The sequence below is a fragment of the Sphingomonas sp. LHG3406-1 genome, from assembly GCF_029637485.1.
Lineage (GTDB): Bacteria > Pseudomonadota > Alphaproteobacteria > Sphingomonadales > Sphingomonadaceae > Sphingomicrobium.
Genome location: NZ_CP069128.1, coordinates 1,070,027 through 1,095,264 on the forward strand (window position 1 = coordinate 1,070,027; position 25,238 = coordinate 1,095,264).

A 25,238-nucleotide genomic window follows, 5' to 3' on the forward strand; every position below is an offset into this window, starting at 1 on the left:
GAGGGGACTCCTTAATAGACTTCTGCCGGTCGTCCGCCGGAGACGTCCCGGACCTCGGCGAGGCGTGCGACAGCTGCATTTCCGAAGCGCCGGAACAGCAAGGGGGTGAGAAGGGAATCGAGCAGGGTCGATGTGATGAGCCCGCCAAAGATGGTGATCGCGACGGGATGGAGGATCTCCTTGCCCGCCGAATCGGCATCGATCATCAGCGGCAGCAAGGCGAACGCCGCCGCCAGCGCGGTCATCATCACCGGCACCAGCCGCTCGAGGCTGCCGCGCATGATCATCGCATCGTCGAACCGCTCGCCCTCGTGAAGGACGAGGTTGAGATAGTGGCTGACCTTGAGGATGCCGTTGCGCGCCGCGATCCCGGCCAAGGTGATGAAGCCGACCATCGAGGCGACCGACAAAGTCTGCCCGGCGATGGCGAGCGCAAGCACCGACCCGACCAGGGCCATCGGCACCGAGCCGATGATGATCAGTGCCAGCGCCGCCGAGCGGTAGCGGGCGTAGAGAACTGCGAAGATGAGCCCGAGCGAGAGGAGCGACAGCAGCCCGATGGTTCGCGTAGCATCCTGCTGCGCGGTGAAGGTGCCTTCGACGCTGGTCGAGTAGCCGGCGGGCAGGCGCTGTGTTTCCAGGATGCGCTCAAGCTCCTCCAGCGCTGCCTGGCTGCTGGTTTCACCCGACAGATTGGCCAGCACGGCGAGGCGACGCCGGCCGTTTTCGCGCGACACTTGGTTGGGCGCATCGACTTCTCGGACCTCGGCCAAGGCGCCGAGCGGAACCTGCCCACCGGGCGTCGCAATCAGGACGGCGGCAAGCGAGGCGGGGTCCCGGTCGGCTTCGGGCAAGCGGACGACGACGTCGAAGCGGCGCTGGCCGTCGATCACCTCGGCCACCCGCCGACCGCTCGTCAGCACTTCGAGCTGCTCGGTCACCTGCGCCGGCGTGATTCCGTAGAAGGCGGCGGCCGAGGGGTTGACCACGATGTCGAGCTGCGGCGTGCGGACGATCCGTTCGATGCTGACGTCGGTGAAGCCTGCATAGTCCCGCATCCCCGTCTCGATCCCGCCCGCGACCGAGCGCAATGTGTCGATATCCTCGCCGAACACCTTGACCACGACCTGCGCCCGAACGCCGCTCTGCAGGTGGTCGAGGCGGTGCGAGATGGGCTGGCCGACGCTGACCGAGGCGGGGATTGCCGCCAGCCGGTCGCGGACGGCGGCGAAAATTTCCTCGCGGCTGCGCTCGCCCGGACGGAGGTCGACGTCGAGCTCGTTGTAGTGAACTCCTTCGGCATGCTCGTCCATTTCGGCCCGGCCGGTCCGACGCCCGACGCTGCGAACCTCGGGAATGGTCAGGAGCAGCCGCTCGGCGGTCGAGCCAATGCGCGCCGATTCGCTCAGCGAGGTGCCTGGCTGGAAGGTGATGTTGACGGTCAGCGTGCCTTCGTTGAAGTCGGGCAGGAACGCGCGCGGCAACAGGGTCGCGCCGACCGCGGCCACCAGGATCGCGGCGGCGGCGAAAGCGTAAAGCAGCCGCTCGCGCGGCATCGCCCAGCGCAGGATCCGCTGGTAACCCTGCTTGAGCCAGCGGACGAACCCGCTCTCCTTTTCATCGAGGCTCTTCATGCGCGGCAGGAGGTAGGAGGCCAGCGCCGGAGTGAGGGTGATCGACACCAGCAGGCTGGCGAGGATTGCGCAGATGTAGGCGATGCCGAGCGGGCGAAAGAGCTGCCCCTCGAGCCCGCCCAGCGCGAACAGGGGCACAAAGGCCAGAACGATGATCCCGGTCGCGTAGATGATGCCGGAGCGCACTTCCTGGCTGGCCGAGGCGATCACCTGCATCACCGGGAGCGGATCGCCTGCGGCGCGGTTTTCGCGCAGGCGGCGGAAGATGTTCTCGACGTCCACCACCGCGTCGTCGACCAGTTCGCCCACCGCGATCGCGATCCCGCCCAGCGTCATGGTATTGAGCGACAGGCCGAACAGGCTGAGCACGATGGCGGTGACCAGCACCGAAAAGGGAATGGCGAGCAGCGAGATGGCGGTGGTGCGCCAGTTGCGCAGAAAGACGTACAGCACGACCGCGACCACGATCAGCGCTTCGATCAGCACGCGCTCGACGTTGCTGACCGAGGCCTCGATGAAGTCGGCCTGACGGAATTGGACGCGGTCGGCGGTGATATCGCGCGGAAGGGTGCGGTCGAGTTCGGCGAGCGAGCGTTCGATAGCGCGGGTCAGTTCGACCGTGTCGACGCCCGGCTGCTTGGAGACCGAGACGATCACCGCCGACTTGCCCATCGACCCGCCGTCGCCGCGCCGCGGCGCCGCGGCGAAGCGGACGTCGGCCACCTGGTCGAGGCGGATGGTGGATTGGGTGGCGGTGGCGACCGGAAGCGCGGCGAGATCGTCGATCGCGATCGAGCGGCCGACGTTGCGGACGCTCAGTTCGCGCCCGCCCCGTTCGACGAAACCGCCGCCGCTGTTGCGGGCGAAGTCCTGGGCCGCGCGTTCGATCGCCTCCAAGTCGACCCCGAGCCGGGCCATGTCGCCGGCGCGCGGGGCAACCAGATATTGGCGAAGTTCGCCGCCCAGCGGAATGGCGTTGGCGATCCCGGGAATGGCGAGCAATTTGGGTCGGACCACGAACTCGCCAAGCTCGCGCAGCTCCATCGGCGAAGCGCGATCGCTGGTGATGGCGATCAGCATGATCTCGCCCATGATCGACGAGATGGGCGCCATCTGCGGCTGTACGCCCGGGGGGAGCTGCGTGCGCACCGTCTGCAGGCGCTCGGCGACCTGCTGCCGGTTGACCAGCACGTCCTCGCCCCAGCCGAATTCGACATAAACGATCGACAGGCCCGCGGCGGAGGTCGAGCGTACCCGGCTGACACCCGGCGTTCCGTTCAGCACATTCTCGAGCGGGACCGTCACCAACTGCTCGGTTTCCTCGGTACCGAGCCCTTCGGACTCCGTCATTACGGTGACGACCGACTTGTCGAGGTCGGGGAATACATCGACCGGAAGACGGGTCAGGACCAACGCGCCATAGGCCATGAGCAGCGCCGACAGCGCGATCACGAACACCCTGTTGCGCAGGGAGAAGGTGACGATCCTGGCGAACATCAGCGGATCTGCCCAAGCAGTCCGGCCGCCTGCGTCACCACCCGGTCGCCCGGTTGCAGACCGGCGACGACCAATACCCGCCCGCCCGGCAACGGCTGGGTGCGGACCTGCCGGGGCACGAAGCGCATGGCGCTCGGCTTGACCCAGGCGACAAGCTGCCCGTCCTCACCCCGCGAGATGGCGTCGGCGGGCAGGACCACGCCCCGCTGGACCGAGGCGCCGACCAGGGTCGCTTCCACCGTCACCGCTTCGCCCCCGCGCAGCGACCCAGCGCCGTTGGCGACCGTGAAGAGGAAGCGGTCGGAGCCATCCACCAATTGCGGACTGCGGCCGACCAGGCGAAGGCCGAAGCGCCGTCCGTCAGCGGTGACACCGACGGCGCTTGCCCCGGCCAGTCGTTGTCCCGCCGCAAGGCCCCGCGCCTCAACCAACCATCCGCCGTTTCCGACGATTTCCGCCAGCTGGCTTCCCGGTTCGGCCACCGCGCCGATGGCGGTGCTGATCGCCGACACCGTGCCGCTGATCGGCGCGCGCACCGCTTCGACGCTCTGCACCGGACCTGCGGCCGCGCTGCGTTGCGACCGGAGGCCGGCAAGATTGGTCCGCGCCCGCTCGATCTCCGCGCGGGCGACGATCCCGCGAAGCTGCTCCAGGCGGCGAAGCTCCTGTTCGGCAAGCCGGACCTCCCGCTCGAGCGAGCGAACTTCGGCCGCGCTGCTGGCGGCTTCGGATGCCGACAGCGCGGGTTGCAGCCGGAACAGGACCTGCCCGGCGCTGACCGCTTGGCCGGGCCGGGGAAATCCCGCGCCGCCGGCCAGCACCCGCCCGCCACGCGCGGTGGCCAGACGGGCGAGGCGCGCGGGATCGGGAATGACCTGCGCCTGAAGGCGGCTTGCCGCCGTACCCGTGCCCACGGTCCCGATCACCGTCCGGATGCCGAGCAGGCGCTGGCTTGGCTTGGGAACCAGCAGGCTGCCGTCAGCGGAGCGGACCGGACGATTCCCGGCGATGGCATCACCTGCCGCCGGATCGGCCGGCTCGTCGCCGTGCGGCTCGTCGCCATGCGCCTGCACCCCCGGGGTGAGGGCTGCGAAGGTCACCACTGTCGCCGCCATCGCGACCAGCACCGGATTGCGCCGACGCAGGCGAAAAGCTGCCCAACCGAGTGCCGCGATCAGTCCGACAATGCTTGCGCCCATCAGCCATGTCCGCCAAGCGAAGCCGCCCGCTTCGGACGCGTCGTCATGCTCCGGAACGACCACGGGGACACTCAGCAGGTCGTCCCCGCCCGCCCCCTGCACCACCACGTCGACATTGGTGGTGCCATGCGCCAGCGGCCCTGAAAGTCGCGCTTCAAAGGTGCCGGGCGCGGTCGCCCGAGCGGCCACAGTCTGTTCGCCGATCACCACGGAAACCCGCGCGCCGGTGACCGGGGTGTTGGTCGCATAATCGTCGAGGAAGATCGTCACACGCGGCTCTTCGCCCGCCTGCACCACAACTTCGTACCGGTCGCTGTGCGCTTCGCCCGCCGCCGCGCCAGTTGCGGCCTCAGGCACCGGTGCGCTGGCCGCCGGCGGCGTGCCGTGATCTTCGCCTTCGTGCGCCGCCACGGGGGTCGCGAGCAACAGAGCGGCGGCCCCAACCACGGGGGCAGCCAAGCGGCGCATCGCGCCCTTGCAATCGATCATCGGGAAGTTCGTCTTTCACCTGCGCCGGCGGACCGGCAGACACTTTGAGAGTCCGGTCAGGTGAGTGTCGGTGGTTCCGTCAGCGGCGATCCGGCAAGGCCGGGCCTGAAGGCGATCACTGAAGCTAATGCGAAGCTGGTAGCCGGAACGTCCGTCTACGGCCCCGGTGGCACGCTTGCTGGAACCATCGACGCAATCGACGACGCCGTCGTTACGCTGAAGCTTACCTCAGGCCAACTCGTGCGCATGCCTCGCAACTCGATCGCCTCTAGCGAGCAGGGTGCGGTGCTGGGGCTCAGCGCTGCCGAACTGCAGCGCCTCGCGGAGCGGGCTCGCTGAGCGCCTTGAGTGACGCGCTCCCACCGCATGGCGGTTGGTGACCATGCGTCCAAGGATGAACCGGCGGGGATGCACGATCCTCGTGCTGGCGGCGCTGGTCGTGGCGGCCGCCTTATGGTGGATACAGTCGGAGACGCTGCCGCAGCCCCAAGTGAATGCGGTTGGGCCGGTTCAAGGTCCGAACGAGTTGGGACTGCCCCGCACATGAACAGACTAGAAAGCGCGAGGAGGGAGATTCACTGCGCCGGCGAGGAGAGCGGCGAGGCACAGTCGCTTCGTGGACGCCTGCTAACCCGGAAGGCAGGCCGCCTGCTCCTTCGCGACTTCCTCGTCAGCAGCGGCACCTTCCTGCTCGGGCTGGCACTGATGTGGGTGATGGTGGAACGCTTCGGCAGCAACGACGTGTTTGCCGCCGGAGCGTCCTTCGTTGCCGCCAACTCGGTCCATTACGCGCTGGCTCAAGGCTGGGTGTTCCATGGATCGGACCGGGGCCTTGCCGATGGCTATTTCTACTTTCTCGTGAATGCCGCAGTGGGCCTGGTCATCACCGTACTGCTGTTCGCAGCGCTGATGCGCTGGACCGGCCTCAACTACCTGGTGGCGCGGGTGGTCGTCTCCGTATTTGCGGGCCTGGCTATTTTCATCCTCAACGCGACGCTGAACTTCAAGCGGCTCTGAGGTGATGAGCGCACTTCGCCTTCTGAACTCCCCAGTCGCCATCGGCGTTGACTGAACACGCCGCTGCGAACGCGGCAAGACAGGATACGAACATGGAAAGCCTGAACGCCCTCTTCTCCGATCCCGGCGCATGGGCTGCGCTCGTCGCTCTGGTCGTGATGGAGGTGGTCCTCGGCATCGACAATCTGATCTTCATCTCGATCCTGTCCAACAAGCTGCCCGAAGAGCAGCGCCGCAAGGCTCGCCGCGTCGGCATCGGCTTGGCGCTGGTCATGCGATTGATCCTCTTGTCCATGATCGCCTGGATCGTCGGGTTGACCGCCACCGTGCTCGACCTCGGACTGGCGGGCTCGCCTGGCGCCTATGGCCAGCCAACCTTCGAGACGGCCTTCTCCTGGCGGGATCTTATCCTGATCGCAGGCGGGCTGTTCCTGATCTGGAAGGCCACCAAGGAGATTCACCACAACGTCGACACAACCCCGACTGACGATGTCCTCGACAAGAAGAAGGTCGCCGCCGTCAACTTCGGATCCGCGATCGTTCAGATCATCCTGCTCGATATGGTCTTCTCGATCGACTCGATCCTGACCGCCGTTGGCATGACCGACAATCTGGCGGTGATGGTGATCGCGGTGCTCACCGCCGTGACCGTCATGCTGCTTGCCGCTGAGCCGCTCGCCAGGTTCATCGAGCGCAATCCGACGGTCGTCATGCTTGCGCTCGGCTTCCTGCTGATGATCGGCGTGGTTCTGATCGCGGACGGCTTCGGCGTTCATGTGCCCAAGGGCTACATCTACGCCGCCATGGGCTTCTCGGTGCTGGTCGAGGCGCTCAACATGATGTCGCGTAGGGCGCAGCAGCGGAAGGGCAAGGCGACGGCGCCATGACCATGCCGCGCGGCTCGGCCTCAGCTAAGCCCGCGCTACGCGTGGCCGACCGGCCGTGAGCGCCTACCTATCCGTCTTGGCCCTCGCGCTCTTGCCGGTGCTTGGCAACCTGCTCGGCACGGCGGCTGCCGAGCTGTCACGCACGCCCAAGTGGGTCATCGGCGCTGCCCTTCACGCAGCGGCCGGCGTTGCAGTGGCCTTGGTGAGCGTCGACCTGATGCCACGGATCCTGCAGACGACGGAAACGCCGCTGTTCCTGGCCATGTTCATGCTGGGTGCTGTGCTCGCCTATCTGCTGGCGCAGGCTGCGTGCTGGGTGTCCCGCCGGGTGGAAGGGGGCAGCGCCGGCGCATGGGTCGTTTACATGGCGACGGCCGCCGACCTGCTGAGCGATGGGCTGATGACCGGCGCGAGCGCCGCCGTTTCGCCGGAACTCGGGCTCTTGCTGGCCCTGAGCCAGGTGGTCGCGAACGTGCCCGCCGGCTTCGCCTCGCTCAGCAATTTCCGCGCGCAAGGCGTGCCAAGGCGGACCCGCCTGCTTGCCGCTACTTCCTTCATCCTGCCAGTCTTCATCGGCGTGACGATCGGCTTCACCATGCTGCGAGGCGCTGGCGAGACGGCGCAAGACGCGGCCCTCGGCGTGATCGTGGGCATCCTGCTGGTGACGACGATCGAGGACCTAGTGCCGGAAGCGGACAAGCCTGGCACCGGGCGCGCCACCTCAACCACGGCGTTCGTAGGCGGGTTCGCCTTCTTCGCGGTCCTCGCGACCTACTTTGAGTAGACCGGACTGAAACAGCTCGCTGGGAAGCTGCCGGCCAACGTCTGCTTACGAGTAAACAGGGTCGTGCATTTTATGTCCGACAAGGGCGCAAAGCAGCCGGTCAGAAGAAGGCCACGCAGTTAGACACCGCATAGCTAAGCCATTGTTTTCGTTTCGAGCAGTTTGAGGCGGTTAGGCATATAGAATGGCGAATTATCGCCGTTGAGGAATTCCGCTTCGGGCCTTCATTTCTCTTCCCGCATTGAACGACAAGCGCTCAGGGCACGCATTTGGCTCGCCTCGGCGCAAGGTCACGCATCTGCCCGTCGCTCCGACGCTTGGGAAAGCCTCGAAGGCAGCCCTGCCGAACGGATCGTCTCGATAACGCCGGGGTCCCACTCCGACGCAAGACACGCCGGAGTGGGCAGCCAAGACATGATGCTTAGCCGGCTCGGCGATCGGCCGCCCACCAGGCCGCTCCGCTCACCAGTGCTAGCGTTCCTGCCGCAAGAGCCGGCCGCCTGGCCACGCTGGTGAAAAGGCTGAAGTTGCGGCCCTGCTGGCGACCATCCACTCGGCCATCGTTGCCTTGGGGTTCATAAAGGTTGCCCTTCTTCATGCCGACGGGCTTTGACTTGTCGACTAGGGCGGGCCCCATCTTGCTGGCGATCTTGTCGTAGAGAGCGGGCAGGATCGTGGCGCCTAGCACCTGAATCTTGCCTGCACCGCCAACGGTGATCGAGCGGCGGTGATGCTGTGCTGCATGAAGGATGGCACCGGCAACCAGCTGCGGATCGTAGATGGGCGGCGGCAATTTGGCTTCAGAGCCGGTGAGGTTGCGACCGTGTTCCGGAAATGGGGTCCCGATCGCACTTGGCTTGATCAGAGTGATGGAGACCGGCGCACTTTCGGCAAGCATCTCAATGCGAAGTGAGTCGGTGAAGCCCTTCACTGCATGCTTGGATGCATTGTAGGCCGACAAGAGCGGTCCTGCCATGTCGCCGTTGATCGATCCGACATTGATGATCGCTCCGCCCTCGGCCTTGGCCCTGAGGTGGCGGGCAGCGGCCAGCGAGCCGTGCACAACGCCCCAGTAGTTGGTTTCGAAAACCTGCCGGTGATCCTCGATCGGAGTCTCGAGCGCCTTGCCGTAGACTCCGATACCGGCATTGTTGACCCAGGTATCGAAGCCGCCGAAGCGCTCCTTGGTTGCCTCCACCACCTTGTCGATCGCATCTGCGTCGGCAACGTCGGCAACAACGTAAGCGGCGATGCCGCCCTGCTTGGCGATGTTCTTGCAAACCTCCTTCAGAGCGGCCTCGTCTCTCGCAACGAGCACAACGTTTGCGCCTTCCCTCGCGGCTTGCAGGGCAGTTGCCAGCCCATGTCCCGAAGTCGCTCCGGTGACGACGATGGTTTGCTGATCAATTGGCTTCAATGTCGCGCGCATAAGGACTCCTGTGGGCGAGATGTCGGCGTACCGACGAAGTGACCAGCCAACGAATCCTCGCTCCGAACAGTTCTGAGTTGCTGACAACAAATGCGTGACTTCCAACGCAGATGTCCGCGCGCGAGCTGGCCTCAAGTATCTGCAAGTGCCGGCCGGATGTGATTACCCCAAAGATCGCTGGCTCGCCTTTCGTCGTGCGGAGGCTCCGGCGCCGTCGCGGCGGGAAGCGCCGGCACTGCTCAGACAACCTGCGCCTTTCCGTGCTTCTCGCCCTTGTGAGCGGGAACCGGAAGAGCCACGGCGATGGCCAGCAGGATTGCGAGAACAGCAGCCCAGCGACGTAGCGTCATGCCGTCAGCCTCTACGTGGACTAGAACCACAGTCGAATGCCGGTCAGCATGCTCCAGCTGCTTGCATCCTCGCCGTCGGCCCGAAGGTAGCGTCGCGTTTCTCCGAAGGCGCGGCGAAATTGCACGCCGACGTAAGGGGAGAATTCGCGGCGGACATCGTAGCGCAGGCGCAAACCGACTTCGGCATCGCTAAGGCCGGCGCCGGTCCTGAGCTCGGGCGTGTCCTGCGCCGCGAAGTTGAGTTCCGCGCGAGGCTGCAGGATCAGGCGCTGGGTGAGGCGCTGGTCGTAATATCCCTCCAGCTTGCCCAGCAGCTCGCCCTTGTTCGACAGGAACAGGGCAGCCTCGACGTCGAAGAAGCTCGGCGCGAGCCCCTCGACACCGAGGGTCGCATACGCCCGTGATGGGTTCGGCCGGATGTCGTAGCGAATGCCGCCCTGCAGGTTCCAGTAGGGGCCGATCGCATGGCTGTAGAGCGCCTGGGTTTCGACCTTCTCGAGAGCGCCCCCGAACTCACCCTCGCCTTCGCTTTTCAGAACGAAGCGCCCGATGTCGCCGCCGTACCAGGCTTCACCGTCCCATTCGTAAGCTTGGCGACCCTTGCGCCACTGCACCTCGGCGACGTTCAGCATCACCTGCGAGAATTTTTGACCGCCGTGATACTTCACCAGGTGGTGGCGGCCCATGGCCATGGCCTCGGCGCCATAGATGGCGTCCGCGGCGTGGTCGGTGGGAACAGGAGGCGCAGGCGAGTCGGTCGCCGCCAAGTTCGTGCCGAACGCAAGGCGATCTTACGGCCGGAAGCAATTACGTCATTACCTTCCAGACCGGAGTGCGCACCATCACCGCCGATCCACGGCCGGTCATCACCTTGCAGCCGATGCGCGCGACCTTCTGGCCCTCTCAGGTCCAGAAGTCAGGCCGCCGTCGGTCGCCCGTGGCAATCGACCCTGCCATCTTCTGCAGTCCCGAGCAGCCGCCACGGCTTTCGTCACCACCTTCCGTGGACCATCGACCTGGCACGGAAGCGAGGCTGCCGGCGGCAAAGGCGAGCAGCATGTGCATCCGCCGGGTCTCGTTGTCCGGACAACGAGGCCGGGCTAAGGCTTCGTGCATGAAAGCGATTCACGCCGTCTTCCGCCGCACCGGCGGCCCCGAGGTGATCGAATGGGTCGAAGTTGATCTACCTCCGCCCGGGCCGGGCGAGGTGCTGATGGCCAATGAGGCGATCGGCCTCAACTTCATCGACATCTATCACCGTCGCGGAATTTATCCGGTGGAACTGCCCGGCAAGCTCGGGCTGGAGGCGGCTGGCCGGGTGCTCGCGGCAGGGCCCGGCGTCGCGCTGCGCGAGGGTGATCGGGTGACGACCTTCGGGCCCGACCGCGGCGCCTATTCGACGGCACGGATCGTGCGGGCGGAGACACTCCTCCCGGTGCCCGAGGACGTGCCCTCGGACCTTGCCGCGGCCGCCCTGCTCAAGGGCTGCACGGCGGAATTCCTGGTCGAGCGCTGCGCCGAGGTGACTCGCGACATGGACGTGCTGGTCCATGCGGCGGCGGGCGTCGTCGGGCTGATCCTGGTCCAGTGGCTGAAGGCCGTCGGCGCGCGAGTGATCGGAACGGTGTCGACGGAGGTGAAGGCGCGGCTCGCGTCCGAAGCCGGAGCCGACGCCATCGTCCGCTACGATTCCGAGGAGGTAGCGCCGCGCGTCCGCGCGCTGACCGGCGGCAAGGGCTGCGAAGTGGTGTTCGACGGAGTCGGCGCGGCGACCTGGGAGGCGAGCCTCGACTCGGCCGCCCGGCGCGGGGCAATCGTCAGCTACGGCAACGCCTCGGCACCGGTGACGGGGGTGAACCTCGGCATCCTTGCCCAGAAGGGCAGCCTGTGGAGCACGCGGCCGACCCTGTTCGACTATTATGCCGATCCCGAGGAACGCCGCGCCGGAGTCGAGCGGCTGTGGTCGATGATCCGCGCTGGAAAGGTGAAGGTCACGATCGGCGGGCGCTTTCCGCTGAGCGAAGCCGCCGAGGTTCACCGCAGGCTCGAGGCACGCGAGACCAGCGGATCGGTGCTGCTGATCCCCTAGCCGCGCCGTCGGTCCAGGGAAGGCGACAGATGGGTCCGGCGTGCTGCACCTCCGCCCGGATTGGCCGGATCGTGCAGCCGGCCGGCCCTCCCCGCCGCCCATGCCCGGTCGCATTCCGACGCGCGCCGCGCTACATGCGCTGGCAGCCGGTCGAGAAGCCCGCTCATCCGGCCTGTTGCCGCATCGCGACCATGGAGTCCCCGCCCCCTTGCCCACGCCAGGTGCACGAATCCGTCAAAGCTCCAAGGCGCCGCGCTACCAGCAGCTGGCCGAAGAGCTGCGCGGGCTGATCCTCAAGTCCAAGGCCGAGGTCGGCGATCCCTTCCCGACCGAGGCAGAACTCTGCCGTACCTACGGTGTATCGCGCTTCACCGTGCGCGAGGCGCTTCGCCGGCTCGAGCAGGAGGGACTGATCGCCCGCAGACGCGGCTCTGGCACCGTACTCCAGCCTGCGGCGGCGCGCGGCGGAGCGCTCCACCAGCCGCTCTCCAACGTCGGCGAGATCCTCCAATATGCGCGCGGCACCAAGATCAGCTTCGAGCGGCTGGCGGACGGGCCCATTCCCGCCAACTATGCCGAGCAGATCGCCGGGGACGTCGGCGGCCCCTGGATTCGCCTCGCCGGACTCCGCCGCCAGATGGACACGACCCCGCTCGCCTACACGGAGGTGTTCATCGAACCCGCCCTTGGCGAGATCGTCGATCATCTCGATCCCAAGCGCTTCACCCTCTTCCGCCAGCTGGCCGAACAGGGCGGGCTGTCGGTCGACAGGGTGACACAGGAGATCCAGGCCGTGCCCGTCCCGACCCCGCTTGCCAGGCTGCTGGGCATGAAGATGCGCGCGCCCAGCCTGCGCGTCATCCGCTCCTACTTTGCCGGCGACCGCCTGTTCGAAATCTCGGTCAGCCACCATCCCGGCGACCGCTTCGCTTACTCGACGCATATCGAGATCGGCAGCCACGACTGACGTGGCGGACCTGCCGCCCCGCGAGGATCGGCGCCGCCATGCGACCGGCTGGACCAAGTTCAAGAAGGTCACCGGGGGTGAAGCAACATCCTGAGGAACTTCGTCCCCGGCTTGAGCCTAAGATCCGCCTCCTGCCTCGGACGATTTCCAACCACCTGAGGCAGGCCACGGATCACGCCGGGGTGACGACGGGAAAGCGCCGACCGACGACGTCAGGCTTGCCCTTCCGCCACTTTCATGCCCCTATCGGCACACCATGCTGCTCGCGCTCGACACTGCCACGCCCGCCTGCACCGCGGCCCTGTTCGACGCCGACGGCACGCTGGTCGCCGAGGCGAGCGAGGTCATGTCGCGCGGCCATGCGGAGCGGCTGATGCCCCTGCTCGACCGGCTGCTGGACGGCCGGCGCGCCGATTCCATCCTCGTCGGCTGCGGCCCAGGCAGCTTCACCGGCCTGAGGGTCGGGATCGCCGCAGCGCATGGCCTTTCGCTCGGCTGGGGCGTTCCGCTGGTCGGAATGTCCACGCTCGCCCTTCTCGCCGCCTCGCTCGACCGTGACGGCCCGGTCGCCGTCGCCCTCGTCGGCGGGCATGGAGAATTGTTCGTCCAACAGTTCGGCCGGGGTCTCGTCCCCTCGGCACCGGTGGCCAGCCTCACACCCGAGGCCGCGGCCCAGGTCATCGACGCGCCGCTGGTGGCGGGCTCCGGCGCCGCCGCTTTGGTCGCCGCCCGTGGCCACGGCGAGGCGGTGGACGCGCTCCCCTCCGCTGCTGCCGCGCTTCGCCTGCCCGAAATTCTCCGCGCCCTTCCTGCCCGCCCGGTCTACGCACGCGCACCCGACGCCAAGCCGAAGGCCGCATGAGCAGCACCGCCCCCTTCGCCCTGACCATCGTCCGGGCCGGCGGCGACGAGCTGGACGAGGTGATGGCAATCATGGGGGCCGCCTTCGACCGCCTCTTCGGCGAAGCCTGGACCCGTGCACAGGTCGCCGGGATCCTGCCGATGACCGGAGTTACCCTGCTCGTCGCCCGCCACGGTGGCGATGCGATCGGCTTCAGCCTCGCCCGCCGCGCCGCCGACGAGGCCGAACTGTTGCTGATCGCCGTCCACCCTGATGCCGCCGGCCACGGGGTTGGCGGGCAGCTGCTCGACCGCTTCGTCGCCGACCAGCGCGCGGCGGGCGCCAGCCACCTCCATCTCGAGGTTCGCGACGGCAACCCGGCTGTCTTCCTGTACCGAAGCCGCGGTTTCGCAATCGCCGGTCGTCGCTCCAACTATTATCGCGGCACCGACGGCGAACTGTTCGACGCCTTGACCATGGTTCTTAGCCGCTGATCTTCGGGCCTGTACCAAAGCCGAGGCACTCAAGCTTGTTCTAGCGGTAAAAACCGTTACAGCGGCGGAATTGCGCGTGCCCGCGCCAGTAGCAGTTCCGTTTCATCAAGGATTGTTCAATGAACGATAATGATCAAAGTGCCGAAACCTTGATCACGCTGACTGCCGACATCGTCGCCGCTCATGTCAGCAACAATAGCGTTTCGGTCAATGACTTGCCGGCCCTGATCCAGAACGTGCATGGTGCTCTCGCCGGCCTTGGCGCCAACTCGCAGGCGCCCGAGCCGAAGCCGGAACCCAAGGTTCCGATCCGCTCGTCGGTCAAGCCTGATTACCTCGTCTGCCTCGAAGACGGGAAGAAGCTGAAGATGCTGAAGCGGCATCTGATGACTCACTACAACATGACCCCGGACCAGTATCGTCAGAAGTGGGGTCTTGCCGCCGACTATCCGATGGTCGCCCCCAATTATGCCGAACAGCGCCGGACACTGGCCAAGTCGATCGGCCTCGGCACCAAGCGCAAGCGCGGCGGCCGCACGGCCAAGTAGCAAGATTCGTTCGTGTCGAGCGAAGTCGAGGCACATCGTTCCTCGACGTCGCTCGGCACCGACGGATTGAGGGCCTAGACGCCCCGCTCCCGCTCAACTAATCCGCCCCCATGCACCGCACGATCGACATCGAGGCGCTCTGCGCCGAAAAGGGGCTGCGGATCACCGAGCAGCGCCGTACCATCGCGCGGATCATCGGGGAGTCCGAAGATCATCCGGACGTCGAGACGCTGCACGAGCGCGCCTCGGCCATCGACCCAAACATCTCGATCGCGACGGTCTACCGCACCGTTCGGCTGTTCGAGGAAGCGGGCATCCTCGAACGCCACGAGTTCGGCAACGGCCGCTCGCGCTACGAGGCGGTCTCTGACGAGCACCACGACCATCTGATCGACGTCGAAACGGGCAAGGTGATCGAGTTCCACGACGAGGAACTCGAGCTCCTCAAGGCGCGGGTCGCCGAGCGGCTCGGTTTCAAGCTCGTCGACCACCGGCTGGAGCTCTACGGCGTCCCGCTTGAGCGCGACCGCTGACCAGGTCGCGCCTCCGCTAGAGGAGGCAGCCGCCGATCGGACGCGCGCCCGGCCCGGCAGCTCTCCCGTTCGCGCCGCCTTGCGCCTCCTCGCCATGGCGGGCTGGCTCGCCTTGTGCGTCCTCGTCCATCTCCTCGTCCGCCCGTTCGGCCCATCGCCCTGGCCGCGGCGGCTGCTGCGCGGGATCGGCTGGATCGCCGGCGCCCGCGTCGGCACAACGGGTGCGAGACCGGGCCGGCAGACCCTGATCATCGCCAATCACGTCAGCTGGCTGGACATTCCGATGCTGGCCGGCGCGACCGATTCTGCCTTTGTCGCCAAGCAGGGGCTGAAGGGCCATCCAGTGATGCGCTGGTTGTGCGACCAGAACGGCACCGTCTTCGTCGATCGTGACCGCAAGAAGAGCGTCGGCGACCAGCTCAGCGACATGGAGCGCGCGCTCCGGAGCCACAAGCCGCTGACGCTGTTCGCCGAAGGGACGGTCAGCGACGGCGGCCGGTTGCTGCCCTTCCGCTCGACCCTGCTCAAGCTCGCCGAGGAACCGCCCCTTCCGCTCACCGTGCAGCCGGTGGCGATCGACTATCATGGGGCCGGCCCCGAATTCGGCTGGCCGGCGGGCGAGAGCGGACAGGCCAATTTCCTTCGCCTGCTCGGCCGCAAGGGGACGGTCGTCGTCACCCTGCGCTTCCTCGACCCGCTGGAGCCCGGCAGGAATCGCAAGCAGATGGCGCGCGAAAGCCACGACTCCATCGCGCTTGCCCTTGCGCCTAGCGGTGTCGCCCCGGCGGGCGTATAGGCCCGGCGCCATGAGCGCTCCCAAGACCTTCTCGATCAAGTCATTCGGCTGCCAGATGAACGTCTATGACGGCGAGCGCATGGCCGAGCTGCTCGGCGCCGAGGGCATGGCCCCGGCCGAACCGGGCGCGGACGCCGACGTCGTCGTCCTCAACACCTGCCACATCCGCGAGAAGGCGGCCGAAAAGGCCTATAGCGAGGTCGGGCGCCTGCGCCGCGAGGATGGCAGCCGTCCGGTCATCGCGCTTGCCGGCTGCGTCGCCCAAGCCGAGGGCGCCGAGGCCAAGCGCCGGTCGAAGTCGATCGACCTGGTCGTCGGCCCGCAGGCCTATCACCGCCTGCCGCAGCTGCTTCGCGACGTCGAGGGCGGCGCGCGCCCGGTCGATACCGACCTGCCCCCGCTCGACAAGTTTGCCGCCCTTCCCCGCCGACGGCGCGCCGGCGTGTCCGCCTTCCTCTCGGTGCAGGAAGGCTGCGACAAGTTCTGCACTTACTGCGTCGTGCCCTACACCCGCGGCGCGGAGGTCAGCCGGCCGATCGCCGACCTGCTCGACGAAGCCGCCCAGCTGGTCGATGGCGGCACCCGCGAGATCACCTTGCTCGGCCAGAACGTCAATGCGTGGGAAGACGGCCAGGAGACGCTCGCCACCCTCATCCGCCGCCTCGCCATGCTCGATGGGCTGGAACGCATCCGCTACACCACCAGCCACCCCATCAACATGGCCGACGACCTCATTGCCGCCCATGCGGAAGTGCCCGAGCTGATGCCCTACCTCCACCTGCCGGTTCAGGCGGGCTCCAACCGCATCCTCAAGGCGATGAACCGCCACCATACGGCCGAGGAATACCTCGCCACCATCGCCAGGGTCCGCGCCGCCAACCCCGAGATCGCCATTTCCGGCGACTTCATCGTCGGCTTCCCGGGCGAGACGGAGGAGGATTTCGCCGCAACCCTGCGCATCGTCGGGCAGGTCGGCTACGCCTCCGCCTTCACCTTCAAGTATAGCGCTCGCCCCGGCACCCCCGCCGCGACCATGGACGATCAGGTGCCCGAGCGGGTCAAGGACGAGCGGCTCCAGCGGCTCCAGGCGCTGGTCATGGAGCAGAGCCGCGCTTTCAACGCGTCCAAGGTCGGCGCCACCACCCGTATCCTGATCGACCGCAACGGCCGCCGCGACGGGCAGATGATCGGCAAGTCGCCCTGGCTCCAGTCGGTCTTCGTCGACACCGACGCCGGCATCGGCGACATGGTCGACGTCCGCCTCACCGCGGCGCTCCCCAACAGCATCGCCGGTGAACTTGTCACGAAAGTGACTCAACAGGCCGCGTGACTCTGCGCCGATCCGCATTACATTCGGGAACGATGACGCACCCCATGGCTTGCATCGCCTAGATGCCCAAGCGCCCCGACCTTCGCGCCGTGGATGACCCCACCCGCGCCCGCCTCGAGATCGAGTTCGAGCAGCCCTATCTGCTCGGACCCTTGTTCGGCGAATATGACCGCCACCTGGTCGCGATCGAGGACCGGCTGTCGGTCAACATCGCCGCGCGCGGCACCCGCGTGCAGATCGAGGGCGAGCCCGACAGCGCCGCCCGCGCCCGCGACGTGCTGGTCGCGCTCTACAATCGGCTCGACCAGGGCCAGGACGTCGACCTCGCTGTCGTCGAGAGCGAGATCGGCATGGGCGCGCAGCGCAAGCTGGACGGCATCATCCCCGACGAGGCCGGGGCGCCCCGGACCGGCGCCGGGACGGTGATGATCCGCACCCGCAAGAAGACCATCGTCCCGCGCTCGACCATCCAGACCGAATATATGGAGGCCCTCGCCCGCGACGACATGATCTTCGCCCTTGGGCCGGCCGGCACCGGCAAGACCTATCTCGCCGTCGCCCAGGCCGTGTCGATGCTGATCGGCGGCCAGGTCGACCGGCTGATCCTCAGCCGCCCGGCGGTGGAAGCGGGCGAGCGCCTCGGCTTCCTGCCCGGCGACATGAAGGAGAAGGTCGATCCCTATCTTCGGCCCTTGTACGACGCGCTCTACGACATGCTCCCGACCGAGCAGGTCGAGCGGCGGATCGCCAGCGGCGAGATCGAGATCGCGCCGATCGCCTTCATGCGCGGCCGCACCCTCTCGGACGCCTTCATCATCCTCGACGAGGCGCAGAACACCACGCCGCAGCAGATGAAGATGTTCCTCACCCGCTTCGGCATGCGCAGCCGGATGGTGATCTGCGGCGATCCCAACCAGACCGACCTTCCGCGCGGGGTCGAGTCGGGGCTGGCCGACGCCGTCCACAAGCTCGAAGGCATCCCGCGGCTGGCCACGGTCCGCTTCAGCGCTGCCGACGTCGTCCGCCATCCGCTGGTCGGACGGATCGTCGAGGCCTATGAGGGCCCCGGCCAATGACGCTTGAACTGATGCTCGACGCCGACGACGACTGGGACAGTAGCACCGACTGGGCCGGTCTCGCCGAGGCCGCCGCCCGGGCCGCCATCGCCGAAAGCGCCTGGCCCAGGCTCGCGGATGCCGAGCGACCGGTCGAACTCTCGCTCGTCCTCACCAGCGACGCCGAAGTGCAGGCGCTGAACGCCGAATGGCGGGGCAAGGACAAGCCGACCAACGTCCTCTCCTTCCCGCAGGCCGAGCCCAGCGAACTGGACGAGGCCGACTCGCCCGGCCCCGAACTCATGCTCGGCGACATCGTCCTGGCGCACGAGACCTGCGCCCGCGAGGCGGCGGAAAAGGCGCTGCGCCTGCCCGACCACGCCGCCCATCTGGTGGTCCACGGAACGCTCCACCTGCTCGGCTACGACCATATGGAGGATGATGCCGCCGAGGACATGGAGGCGCGCGAGATCCGCGCCCTCGCCCGCCTCGGGCTCGCCAATCCTTACGAGGTGGCCGCCTGATGGCCACGCAACCCGACACCGGCTCCCGCCTCTGGCGCGGCCTTCGCAGCCTGATGTTCGGCGAGGACAGCGAGCCGACGCTCCGCGACACGATCGAGGAGGCGATTGACGACGCCGAGGACGATCAGCCGCGCAAGGGCGACCTCTCGCCCCTTGAGCGGCAGATGCTCAAGAACCTGCTGCACTTCGGCGATCGTACCGCCGGCGACATCTGTGTCACCCGCGGCGAGATCATCTCGGCGCCCCACGATGCCAGCATGGGCGAGCTCGCCCGGATGTTCGCCGAAGCCGGCCATAGCCGCCTGCCGATCACCGGGGAGAGCCTCGACGAGATCATCGGCATGGTCCACATCAAGGATGTCTTCAACGCCTACTTCGACGCCACCGAGCGCAAGAGCGTCGACGAGATCATCCGCACGCCCCTGTTCGTGCCCGAAAGCATGGGCGTCCTCGACCTGCTTGCCCGCATGCGCGCCGAGCGGGTCCATCTCGCCGTCGTCATCGACGAATTCGGCGGCACCGAGGGCCTCGTCACCATCGAGGACGTGGTCGAGGAGATCGTCGGCGACATCGCGGACGAGCATGACGAGGAGGAACTGCCCCGCCTCGCCCGGCTCGAGGACGGCCTGTGGGAAGCCGACGCGCGGCTCGAGCTGGAGGAAGTCGCCAGGTCGGTCGACGCACGCCTCATCGCCGAGGAGGACGAGGTCGACACGCTGGGCGGCCTCGCCTTCCTCCTTGCCGGCCGGATCCTCAGCCCCGGCGAGAGCATCGCCCATCCGAGCGGCTGGCGGCTCGAAAGCCTCGAAGCCGACGAGCGCAAGATGCACCGCCTCCGCCTCCACGCACCCGAAGGCGTCGAGGTCGAGGGCTAGCGGCCCCGTTCACGCGCGACGAAAATTCCTGTCCTACACCCCCTGCTTTCTGTCATGAGCGCCGCGATGAACATCGCTGGGTCCACCGCCGCTTCTGACACCGCCGTTGCGAAAACAAACAGCGAACTGGACGATCTGGACGCTATGCCTTTTTCTTCGAAGGGAGCGGCTCCCGGCCTGAAGGCCGCCGCTGGCGCCGCCTTCCTGCTCGGTCTCGCGTCCGCCTTCGGCTTCGCGCCGGTCGGCTGGTGGCCGCTGATGCCGCTCGCCTTTGCCGGCCTGGCCTGGCTGCTTGGCCGCACCGAGACCCTTGGCCGGGCGCTGCTCATCGGCTGGCTGTTCGGGGTCGGCCAATTCATCCTCGGCCTAAACTGGATCGCGACCGCCTTCACCTACCAGGCGGCGATGCCGGTCTGGCTGGGCTGGATCGCCGTCTTCCTGCTCAGCCTCTACCTTGCCATCTATCCGGCGCTCGGGGTGGGGCTCGCCTGGCGCTTCGGACGGCGCTCGCCGCTGGCACTGGTCCTCGCGCTCGCCGGCGGCTGGGCGCTGACCGAGTGGCTGCGCGCAACCATGTTCACGGGCTTTGCCTGGAACCCGGTCGGCGTCACCCTGCTCGACACCTTCTGGCGCCACGACGCGGCGGCAATCGGCACCTACGGCCTGTCGATGCTCGTCATCCTGCTCGGCGGCTGTTTCGCGCTCGCCCTCGCGTCGGCGAGGCGGACGGCGGCGCTGCTGACCCTGTCGATCCTGGCCATCGGCCTGCTTGGCTGGCGCCCCTGGTCGGTGCCGCAGGTCGCGACCGGCAAGTCGGTTCGCATCGTCCAGCCCAATATCGGCCAGGAAGACAAATGGCGCGAAGGGCTCGACGAGGAGGCCTTCCAGCGCCTCGCGCGCCTGTCCGCCGGCGGCACCGGCCCGCGCCTCCTGTTCTGGCCCGAAGTCGCCGTGCCCGTTCCCTATCAGCTCGAGGGACCGCCGCCGGCGCGCCTCACCGCGTCGCTGCCGCCGGCGACGCGCGCTGGCCGGCTGCTGCGGCCCGGCGACCTGCTCGTCACCGGCGCCTTCGCCCTCGTCATCGACGAACAGCAGAACATCGTCGGCAGCACCAACAGCGTCATGCCGATCACGCCTTCCGGCCGCATCCTCGGCCGCTACGACAAGGCGCACCTCGTGCCGTACGGCGAATATCTGCCGATGCGACCGCTGCTGACCGCCATCGGCCTCAGCCAGCTGGCGCCGGGCGTCGGCGACACGCTGCCGGGACCCGGACCCCGCAACCTCGACCTGCCCGGCTGGGGCCGCATGGGCCTGCAGATCTGCTACGAGATCATCTTCTCCGGTGAGGTCGTCGATCCTGAACGCCGCCCCGATTTCCTGTTCAACCCCTCGAACGACGCCTGGTTCGGCGCCTGGGGGCCGCCCCAGCACCTCGCCCAGGCCCGCCTTCGCGCGGCCGAGGAAGGCCTGCCGATCATCCGCTCGACGCCGACCGGGATCAGCGCGGTGATCGACGCGCGCGGCGGGCTGGTGCGCAGCCTGCCCTGGCGCACCGCCGGCGTCATCGACGCCGACCTGCCGCTGCCGAAGGCGCCGACCTTCTTCGCCCGCCACGGCAACATCGTGCCGCTCACCCTCGCCTTCCTTCTCCTCATTCTGGCGGTTGGCATGGACGCGCGGGCTCGCTACAGGCGCGGCATATAAAGCTTTCTTTATATCTTTAAGTCCGCCTCCCGGGCGCCCTGGAGACCTATGCGCAATTCCTACCTCTTCACCTCCGAATCCGTGTCCGAAGGCCATCCCGACAAGGTCGCCGACCAGATCAGCGACGCGGTGGTCGACCTGTTCCTGTCCAAGGACCCGGAAGCGCGCGTCGCCTGCGAGACGCTGACCACCACCAACCTGGTGGTGCTGGCGGGCGAGATCCGCGGGCGCGGGATCATGGACGAGGCCGGCAACTGGGCCGAGGGCGTCCAGGAAGAGATCGAGGCCGTCGTCCGCGAGACCGTCCGGAAGATCGGCTACGAGCAGGAAGGCTTCCACTGGGAGAAGCTCCGCTTCGAGAACAACCTCCACCCGCAGTCGGCGCACATCGCGCAGGGCGTCGACGCGGGCGAGAACAAGGACGAAGGCGCGGGCGACCAGGGCATCATGTTCGGCTTCGCCTGCGACGAGACCCCGGACCTGATGCCGGCGACGCTCGACTACAGCCACAAGATCCTCGAGCGTCTGGCCGCCGACCGCCACGCCGGCCGCGCGCCCTTCCTCGAGCCCGACGCCAAGAGCCAGGTGACGCTCCGCTTCGCCAACGGCCGCCCGGTCGAGGCCACCGCCATCGTCGTCTCGACCCAGCACAAGGAAGGGTATGACGCGGGCGAGAAGGAGGCCGAACTCAAGGCCTATGTCCGCGAGGCGGTCGCCTCGGTCATCCCGGCCGAGATGCTGAGCGACAGCACCGTCTATCACATCAACCCGACCGGCAGCTTCGTCATCGGCGGCCCCGACGGCGATTCCGGCCTCACAGGCCGTAAGATCATCGTCGACACCTACGGCGGCGCGGCCCCGCATGGCGGCGGCGCCTTCTCGGGCAAGGACCCGACCAAGGTCGACCGCTCGGCGGCTTATGTCGCGCGCTACCTCGCCAAGAACATCGTCGCTGCGGGCCTCGCCACCCGCTGCACCATCCAGCTGAGCTACGCGATCGGCGTGTCGGAACCGCTGTCGCTCTACGTCGACACGCACGGCACCGGGAAGGTCGGCGACGACGCTCTGGAGCAGGCGATCGGCAAGATCGAGCGCCTTGGCCGCCTCACCCCGCGCGGCATCCGCACCGTCCTCGGCCTCAACAAGCCGATCTATGCCCCCACCGCCGCCTACGGCCACTTCGGACGCAAGGCCGAAGGCGACCTCTTCCCGTGGGAGAAGACCGACCTCGTCGACGAACTGAAGCGGCTGGTTGCCTGAGCCTAGCGCCGGTCGCGGCTGAGCTTTTCCTGGAGGGCGGGCCCGCGCGGAATGCCGAGCCCGCCTTCGGCCTGGCCGTCGTCATCGCCGGAATGCCCGTCCCGGGTCTCCTGCACGCCGACCCGGTGCCGGTAGACCAGCTCGCCGCCGAGCCAGCCGGAGTAGGCGAGGATGACGACGCTCGCGAGGCTGAGCCAGATGCCGAGGCTTCCGATCTGGTCGGTGCCCCCGGTCAGCCGGACGACGAGGTTCACCGCTTCCAGCGTGACGACGACGATGTTGGCGATCATGTGCCGGGTCGCGGCGCCGATCTTCTTGACGCGCTCGTCACCAAGATAGTCCGCCATGCCGGCCGCAGCGGCCAGCAGCGCGGTGACGAGGCCGACTCCCAGCAGCCAGTTGCTGGCCGTCGCCCAGCCGCCTTCGCGGGTGCTGAGCCACATGACGTCAGTAACGAGCGCGCCGATGAAGCTGACAATCGGAAAGGGGATCAGAAGCGGATGCAGCGGGTGCCCGGCGATCTGGGCAGTCGAACGCGGATTGTTTCCGTACATTGCTCGTCACTCTCCTGGACCGGTTGAAGGCGCAACGCGGGCCTCTAAAGGCGTATCCCATGACCGCATTCAAGATCGGCGACCCGCTGACCCTCAATCGCCTCTATGGCCGCTCGAGTGGGCACAAGCTGCGTCAGGGGCAGCAGGAACTCATCGACAGCCTCCTGCCACAGATTGACGTGCCCGCCGAGGGGCCGATCACCTCGCGCACCCTGTTTGGCGACGACCGGCCAATGCACTTCGAGATCGGCTTCGGCTCGGGCGAGCATCTGGCCTACCGCGCCGACCTGCTGCCCGACCACGGCTTCGTCGGTGCCGAGCCCTTCCTCAACGGGGTCGCAACGGCGCTCGGCCATGTACGGGACGGCCCCTTGCGAAACGTCCGCCTGCACATGGGTGATGCGCTGGAAGTACTCCGCCGGGTGCCGGACGAGAGTTTGCTGATGCTCTACCTGCTCCATCCCGATCCCTGGCCCAAGGCGCGCCATGCCAAGCGCCGGATGGTCAATGACGGCCCTGTAGGCCTGTTCGCCGACAAGCTGAAGCCGGGCGGCGAACTCAGGATCGCGACCGACCATCCGGTCTATCTCGAATGGACGCTGACCGTCATGCAGCGCCACCAGGACCGTTTCGAATGGCTGGCCGAAAAGGCGGGCGACTTCCTCGACCCGCCGTCTGGCTGGATCGAGACCCGCTATGGCGCCAAGAGCCGCCGCGAGGGCCGCCGGCCCTATTATCTGCGCTTTCGGCGAACTTGAGCCGACCTTGCGCGTTGAGGCTCCGAACATTCATAAGTTACGGAGAAGCAACATGAACATCGACACACTCGCCGGCGAAGGCACGCGCACCAAGGGTGATTTCAAGCGTGGGCTCGGCGACGTCACCGGGGACACCCGACTGCAGCAGGACGGCGCCGCCGACCAGCTTTCGGGCGGTCTTCGCAAGGGCGTCGGTCAGGTCCGCGACTTCGTCCGCAAGAATCCTGCCGCGAGCTACACCGCCGCCGGCATCTTCGGCCTCGCGATTCTGAACAGTCTGCGCGGCAAGAGCACCCGCCGCGCCACGCGCTAAGCGAACCTAAAAAGGGCGGCCCCGCGAGGAGCCGCCCTTTTCGCACGTCATGTTCTTCTTCTTCAGCAATCGCACCGGTTGCCTTGGCTCGATCGCAATTTCGCTTGCGGTGACGCTACTGCTGCTGGTGCTGTTCGGACTTATCCGCTTCTAGGCGGGAGTCAGCCGAAGCAGCCTTCCGCTGTCTTCCAGCAGATAGACTTCGCCGCCCGGTCCCTGCTCGACCTCGCGGATACGGGCCATCGGCCAGCGCTCCGCCTTCTTCGCCTGGTCGCCATTCACGTCCACGCGGATCAGCGATTCGCCCGACAGCGCGCCGAGCAGGAGATCGCCCTTCCACTGCGGGAAGAGATCGCCGGTATAGACGATAAGGCCGGCCGGCGAAATGCTCGGGTTCCACCAGACCTTGGGCGCTTCGAACTGCGGCCGGGTCGGATGGTCGGGGATCTCGCCGCCGCCATATTCCGAGCCATTGCTGACGACCGGCCAGCCGTAGTTCCTGCCCGGCAGTATGAGATTCACCTCGTCGCCGCCCTGCGGCCCCATTTCATTCTGCCACAGACGCCCGTCCGGCGCGAAGGCGATCCCGAGCACGTTGCGATGCCCGGTACTGAACACCTCGGCCTGCACTCCGCCTGCGGAAGCCGTGGGATTGCCCGGGAAAGGCTGACCTTCCGGGGTCAGCCGAAGCACCTTGCCGAGATTGCCGTCGGTCGCCTGCGCCGGCGCGCCCTTCTGCCGGTCGCCCGACGACAGGTACATGGCGCCATCCGGACCGAAGGCGATGCGGTGGGAGAAATGGCCGTTGCCGGTCACCTTCGGCGCCTGTCGCCAGATCACCTTGAAGCCATCCAGCGAATATCCCGCCGGCGCGCCTGCCGCCGCCGGGGCCGCGGCAACCAGCCGGCCATAGCCGACGACCGCGCCGCTGGTGCCGCCCTCGCCACCTTCGACATAGCTGAGGTAGATTCGGTTCTGCGGTCCGACGACCACGTCGCCAAGGCCGCCCTGCCCCGCCACCTTCGCGCTCGGCACGCCGCTGACCTGGCTCTTGCGGCCGGTCGCCGCATCGACCACCCACAGGCGCCCGTCCTTTTCGCTGACCAGGGCCTCCTTGCCGCCAGGCAGGAAGGTCATCGCCCAGGGCGTGTCGAAGTCCGCGACGGGCGTCACCTTGAACGGCTGACCGCTTGCCGGGGCGGGCCGATCCTCCGCCGGTTGCGCCGCCGTTCCGCAGGCCGACAGTGCTAGACCAAAGACCATCAGGCCTTGCAGGGGACGAAACCGCATCCTTAAGTCTCCTCGGGG

At 67.4% G+C, this 25,238-nt stretch carries 25 protein-coding genes; 19 read left to right on the plus strand and 6 right to left on the minus strand.

Annotated elements, in window-relative coordinates; translation table 11 throughout:
* Window positions 1–11: 11 nt before the first annotated feature.
* The gene (locus tag JOY29_RS05140) at window positions 12–3,131 is read right to left on the minus strand and encodes an efflux RND transporter permease subunit (RefSeq protein WP_300975116.1); all 3,120 of its coding nucleotides are present in this window, start codon (window positions 3,129–3,131) and stop codon (window positions 12–14) included.
* Window positions 3,131–4,819 carry an efflux RND transporter periplasmic adaptor subunit gene (locus tag JOY29_RS05145; RefSeq protein WP_300975117.1) on the minus strand — a complete coding sequence of 563 codons (1,689 nt, stop codon included), beginning with the start codon at window positions 4,817–4,819 and terminating at the stop codon, window positions 3,131–3,133. Before JOY29_RS05145 ends, JOY29_RS05140 begins: the two co-directional genes overlap by 1 nt.
* A 60-nt stretch (window positions 4,820–4,879) precedes the next feature.
* Between JOY29_RS05145 and JOY29_RS05150 the strand changes: the two genes are divergently transcribed.
* The 4 genes from JOY29_RS05150 to JOY29_RS05165 all read left to right on the plus strand — a co-directional run bounded on the left by JOY29_RS05150 (window position 4,880) and on the right by JOY29_RS05165 (window position 7,507).
* Complete coding sequence (locus JOY29_RS05150; RefSeq protein WP_300975118.1) at window positions 4,880–5,158, plus strand: hypothetical protein; 279 nt, start codon at window positions 4,880–4,882, stop codon at window positions 5,156–5,158.
* A gap of 204 nt (window positions 5,159–5,362) precedes the next feature.
* Window positions 5,363–5,836 (plus strand): GtrA family protein, encoded by a 474-nt coding sequence (locus JOY29_RS05155; protein ID WP_300975119.1) that lies wholly within the window; start codon window positions 5,363–5,365, stop codon window positions 5,834–5,836.
* Between the two features lie 92 nt (window positions 5,837–5,928).
* Window positions 5,929–6,723, plus strand: a complete 795-nt coding sequence (locus JOY29_RS05160; protein ID WP_300975120.1) for a TerC family protein — start codon at window positions 5,929–5,931, stop codon at window positions 6,721–6,723.
* 76 nt (window positions 6,724–6,799) lie between these two features.
* Window positions 6,800–7,507: a hypothetical protein gene (locus JOY29_RS05165; RefSeq protein WP_300975121.1), complete on the plus strand. Its 708-nt coding sequence runs from the start codon at window positions 6,800–6,802 to the stop codon at window positions 7,505–7,507.
* Window positions 7,508–7,928: 421 nt separating this feature from the next.
* Here JOY29_RS05165 and JOY29_RS05170 read toward each other — a convergent pair whose 3' ends face one another.
* Both JOY29_RS05170 and JOY29_RS05175 read right to left on the minus strand, forming a co-directional pair.
* The gene (locus tag JOY29_RS05170; protein ID WP_300975122.1) at window positions 7,929–8,936 is read right to left on the minus strand and encodes an SDR family oxidoreductase; all 1,008 of its coding nucleotides are present in this window, start codon (window positions 8,934–8,936) and stop codon (window positions 7,929–7,931) included.
* A gap of 370 nt (window positions 8,937–9,306) precedes the next feature.
* Complete coding sequence (locus JOY29_RS05175; protein WP_300975123.1) at window positions 9,307–10,053, minus strand: copper resistance protein B; 747 nt, start codon at window positions 10,051–10,053, stop codon at window positions 9,307–9,309.
* 347 nt (window positions 10,054–10,400) lie between these two features.
* Between JOY29_RS05175 and JOY29_RS05180 the strand changes: the two genes are divergently transcribed.
* The 13 genes from JOY29_RS05180 to metK all read left to right on the plus strand — a co-directional run bounded on the left by JOY29_RS05180 (window position 10,401) and on the right by metK (window position 22,305).
* On the plus strand, window positions 10,401–11,375 hold the full coding sequence (locus JOY29_RS05180; RefSeq protein WP_300975124.1) for a quinone oxidoreductase: 975 nt from the start codon (window positions 10,401–10,403) through the stop codon (window positions 11,373–11,375).
* Between the two features lie 208 nt (window positions 11,376–11,583).
* A complete protein-coding gene (locus JOY29_RS05185) occupies window positions 11,584–12,342 on the plus strand; it encodes a GntR family transcriptional regulator (protein WP_300975125.1) in 759 nt (252 codons plus the stop codon).
* A gap of 256 nt (window positions 12,343–12,598) precedes the next feature.
* The gene (gene tsaB / locus JOY29_RS05190; RefSeq protein ID WP_300975126.1) at window positions 12,599–13,204 is read left to right on the plus strand and encodes a tRNA (adenosine(37)-N6)-threonylcarbamoyltransferase complex dimerization subunit type 1 TsaB; all 606 of its coding nucleotides are present in this window, start codon (window positions 12,599–12,601) and stop codon (window positions 13,202–13,204) included.
* Entirely contained in the window at window positions 13,201–13,677 is a 477-nt protein-coding gene (locus JOY29_RS05195) for a GNAT family N-acetyltransferase (protein WP_300975127.1), read from the plus strand. The genes tsaB and JOY29_RS05195 overlap by 4 nt, the downstream gene beginning before the upstream one ends.
* Before the next feature lie 119 nt (window positions 13,678–13,796).
* A complete protein-coding gene (locus JOY29_RS05200) occupies window positions 13,797–14,225 on the plus strand; it encodes a MucR family transcriptional regulator (protein ID WP_300975128.1) in 429 nt (142 codons plus the stop codon).
* Between the two features lie 110 nt (window positions 14,226–14,335).
* On the plus strand, window positions 14,336–14,758 hold the full coding sequence (locus JOY29_RS05205) for a Fur family transcriptional regulator (RefSeq protein ID WP_300975129.1): 423 nt from the start codon (window positions 14,336–14,338) through the stop codon (window positions 14,756–14,758).
* The gene (locus JOY29_RS05210) at window positions 14,742–15,554 is read left to right on the plus strand and encodes a 1-acyl-sn-glycerol-3-phosphate acyltransferase (RefSeq protein WP_300975130.1); all 813 of its coding nucleotides are present in this window, start codon (window positions 14,742–14,744) and stop codon (window positions 15,552–15,554) included. The genes JOY29_RS05205 and JOY29_RS05210 overlap by 17 nt, the downstream gene beginning before the upstream one ends.
* 10 nt (window positions 15,555–15,564) lie before the next feature.
* Window positions 15,565–16,884 (plus strand): tRNA (N6-isopentenyl adenosine(37)-C2)-methylthiotransferase MiaB, encoded by a 1,320-nt coding sequence (gene miaB / locus JOY29_RS05215; RefSeq protein WP_300975131.1) that lies wholly within the window; start codon window positions 15,565–15,567, stop codon window positions 16,882–16,884.
* Window positions 16,885–16,946: 62 nt separating this feature from the next.
* Window positions 16,947–17,960: a PhoH family protein gene (locus JOY29_RS05220; protein WP_300975132.1), complete on the plus strand. Its 1,014-nt coding sequence runs from the start codon at window positions 16,947–16,949 to the stop codon at window positions 17,958–17,960.
* Window positions 17,957–18,463, plus strand: coding sequence for an rRNA maturation RNase YbeY (gene ybeY, locus JOY29_RS05225; protein ID WP_300975133.1), 507 nt, complete (start codon window positions 17,957–17,959; stop codon window positions 18,461–18,463). Before JOY29_RS05220 ends, ybeY begins: the two co-directional genes overlap by 4 nt.
* Window positions 18,463–19,338 (plus strand): hemolysin family protein, encoded by an 876-nt coding sequence (locus JOY29_RS05230; RefSeq protein WP_300975134.1) that lies wholly within the window; start codon window positions 18,463–18,465, stop codon window positions 19,336–19,338. Before ybeY ends, JOY29_RS05230 begins: the two co-directional genes overlap by 1 nt.
* A 144-nt stretch (window positions 19,339–19,482) precedes the next feature.
* Window positions 19,483–21,045: an apolipoprotein N-acyltransferase gene (lnt, locus tag JOY29_RS05235; protein ID WP_300975135.1), complete on the plus strand. Its 1,563-nt coding sequence runs from the start codon at window positions 19,483–19,485 to the stop codon at window positions 21,043–21,045.
* A 48-nt stretch (window positions 21,046–21,093) separates the two neighbouring features.
* Window positions 21,094–22,305, plus strand: a complete 1,212-nt coding sequence (metK, locus tag JOY29_RS05240; protein WP_300975136.1) for a methionine adenosyltransferase — start codon at window positions 21,094–21,096, stop codon at window positions 22,303–22,305.
* 2 nt (window positions 22,306–22,307) lie between these two features.
* Here metK and JOY29_RS05245 read toward each other — a convergent pair whose 3' ends face one another.
* Window positions 22,308–22,859 carry a DUF2231 domain-containing protein gene (locus tag JOY29_RS05245; RefSeq protein WP_300975137.1) on the minus strand — a complete coding sequence of 184 codons (552 nt, stop codon included), beginning with the start codon at window positions 22,857–22,859 and terminating at the stop codon, window positions 22,308–22,310.
* A gap of 59 nt (window positions 22,860–22,918) precedes the next feature.
* Between JOY29_RS05245 and JOY29_RS05250 the strand changes: the two genes are divergently transcribed.
* The gene (locus JOY29_RS05250; RefSeq protein WP_300975138.1) at window positions 22,919–23,617 is read left to right on the plus strand and encodes a tRNA (guanosine(46)-N(7))-methyltransferase TrmB; all 699 of its coding nucleotides are present in this window, start codon (window positions 22,919–22,921) and stop codon (window positions 23,615–23,617) included.
* A gap of 52 nt (window positions 23,618–23,669) precedes the next feature.
* Entirely contained in the window at window positions 23,670–23,930 is a 261-nt protein-coding gene (locus JOY29_RS05255) for a CsbD family protein (protein ID WP_300975139.1), read from the plus strand.
* Window positions 23,931–24,080: 150 nt separating this feature from the next.
* Here JOY29_RS05255 and JOY29_RS05260 read toward each other — a convergent pair whose 3' ends face one another.
* Window positions 24,081–25,220 (minus strand): PQQ-dependent sugar dehydrogenase, encoded by a 1,140-nt coding sequence (locus JOY29_RS05260; protein WP_300975140.1) that lies wholly within the window; start codon window positions 25,218–25,220, stop codon window positions 24,081–24,083.
* Between the last annotated feature and the right edge of the window lie 18 nt (window positions 25,221–25,238).

What these genes read in the sequence shown, in the direction of transcription:
- JOY29_RS05140 (WP_300975116.1), bottom strand. Translation starts at nt 3,131, where the DNA reads ATGTTCGCCAGGATCGTCACCTTCTCCCTGCGCAACAGGGTGTTCGTG.
- JOY29_RS05145 (WP_300975117.1), bottom strand. Translation starts at nt 4,819, where the DNA reads ATGATCGATTGCAAGGGCGCGATGCGCCGCTTGGCTGCCCCCGTGGTT.
- JOY29_RS05155 (WP_300975119.1), top strand. Translation starts at nt 5,363, where the DNA reads ATGAACAGACTAGAAAGCGCGAGGAGGGAGATTCACTGCGCCGGCGAG.
- JOY29_RS05160 (WP_300975120.1), top strand. Translation starts at nt 5,929, where the DNA reads ATGGAAAGCCTGAACGCCCTCTTCTCCGATCCCGGCGCATGGGCTGCG.
- JOY29_RS05170 (WP_300975122.1), bottom strand. Translation starts at nt 8,936, where the DNA reads ATGCGCGCGACATTGAAGCCAATTGATCAGCAAACCATCGTCGTCACC.
- JOY29_RS05180 (WP_300975124.1), top strand. Translation starts at nt 10,401, where the DNA reads ATGAAAGCGATTCACGCCGTCTTCCGCCGCACCGGCGGCCCCGAGGTG.
- tsaB (WP_300975126.1), top strand. Translation starts at nt 12,599, where the DNA reads ATGCTGCTCGCGCTCGACACTGCCACGCCCGCCTGCACCGCGGCCCTG.
- JOY29_RS05195 (WP_300975127.1), top strand. Translation starts at nt 13,201, where the DNA reads ATGAGCAGCACCGCCCCCTTCGCCCTGACCATCGTCCGGGCCGGCGGC.
- JOY29_RS05200 (WP_300975128.1), top strand. Translation starts at nt 13,797, where the DNA reads ATGAACGATAATGATCAAAGTGCCGAAACCTTGATCACGCTGACTGCC.
- JOY29_RS05205 (WP_300975129.1), top strand. Translation starts at nt 14,336, where the DNA reads ATGCACCGCACGATCGACATCGAGGCGCTCTGCGCCGAAAAGGGGCTG.
- miaB (WP_300975131.1), top strand. Translation starts at nt 15,565, where the DNA reads ATGAGCGCTCCCAAGACCTTCTCGATCAAGTCATTCGGCTGCCAGATG.
- JOY29_RS05220 (WP_300975132.1), top strand. Translation starts at nt 16,947, where the DNA reads ATGCCCAAGCGCCCCGACCTTCGCGCCGTGGATGACCCCACCCGCGCC.
- ybeY (WP_300975133.1), top strand. Translation starts at nt 17,957, where the DNA reads ATGACGCTTGAACTGATGCTCGACGCCGACGACGACTGGGACAGTAGC.
- JOY29_RS05230 (WP_300975134.1), top strand. Translation starts at nt 18,463, where the DNA reads ATGGCCACGCAACCCGACACCGGCTCCCGCCTCTGGCGCGGCCTTCGC.
- lnt (WP_300975135.1), top strand. Translation starts at nt 19,483, where the DNA reads ATGCCTTTTTCTTCGAAGGGAGCGGCTCCCGGCCTGAAGGCCGCCGCT.
- metK (WP_300975136.1), top strand. Translation starts at nt 21,094, where the DNA reads ATGCGCAATTCCTACCTCTTCACCTCCGAATCCGTGTCCGAAGGCCAT.
- JOY29_RS05245 (WP_300975137.1), bottom strand. Translation starts at nt 22,859, where the DNA reads ATGTACGGAAACAATCCGCGTTCGACTGCCCAGATCGCCGGGCACCCG.
- JOY29_RS05250 (WP_300975138.1), top strand. Translation starts at nt 22,919, where the DNA reads ATGACCGCATTCAAGATCGGCGACCCGCTGACCCTCAATCGCCTCTAT.
- JOY29_RS05255 (WP_300975139.1), top strand. Translation starts at nt 23,670, where the DNA reads ATGAACATCGACACACTCGCCGGCGAAGGCACGCGCACCAAGGGTGAT.
- JOY29_RS05260 (WP_300975140.1), bottom strand. Translation starts at nt 25,220, where the DNA reads ATGCGGTTTCGTCCCCTGCAAGGCCTGATGGTCTTTGGTCTAGCACTG.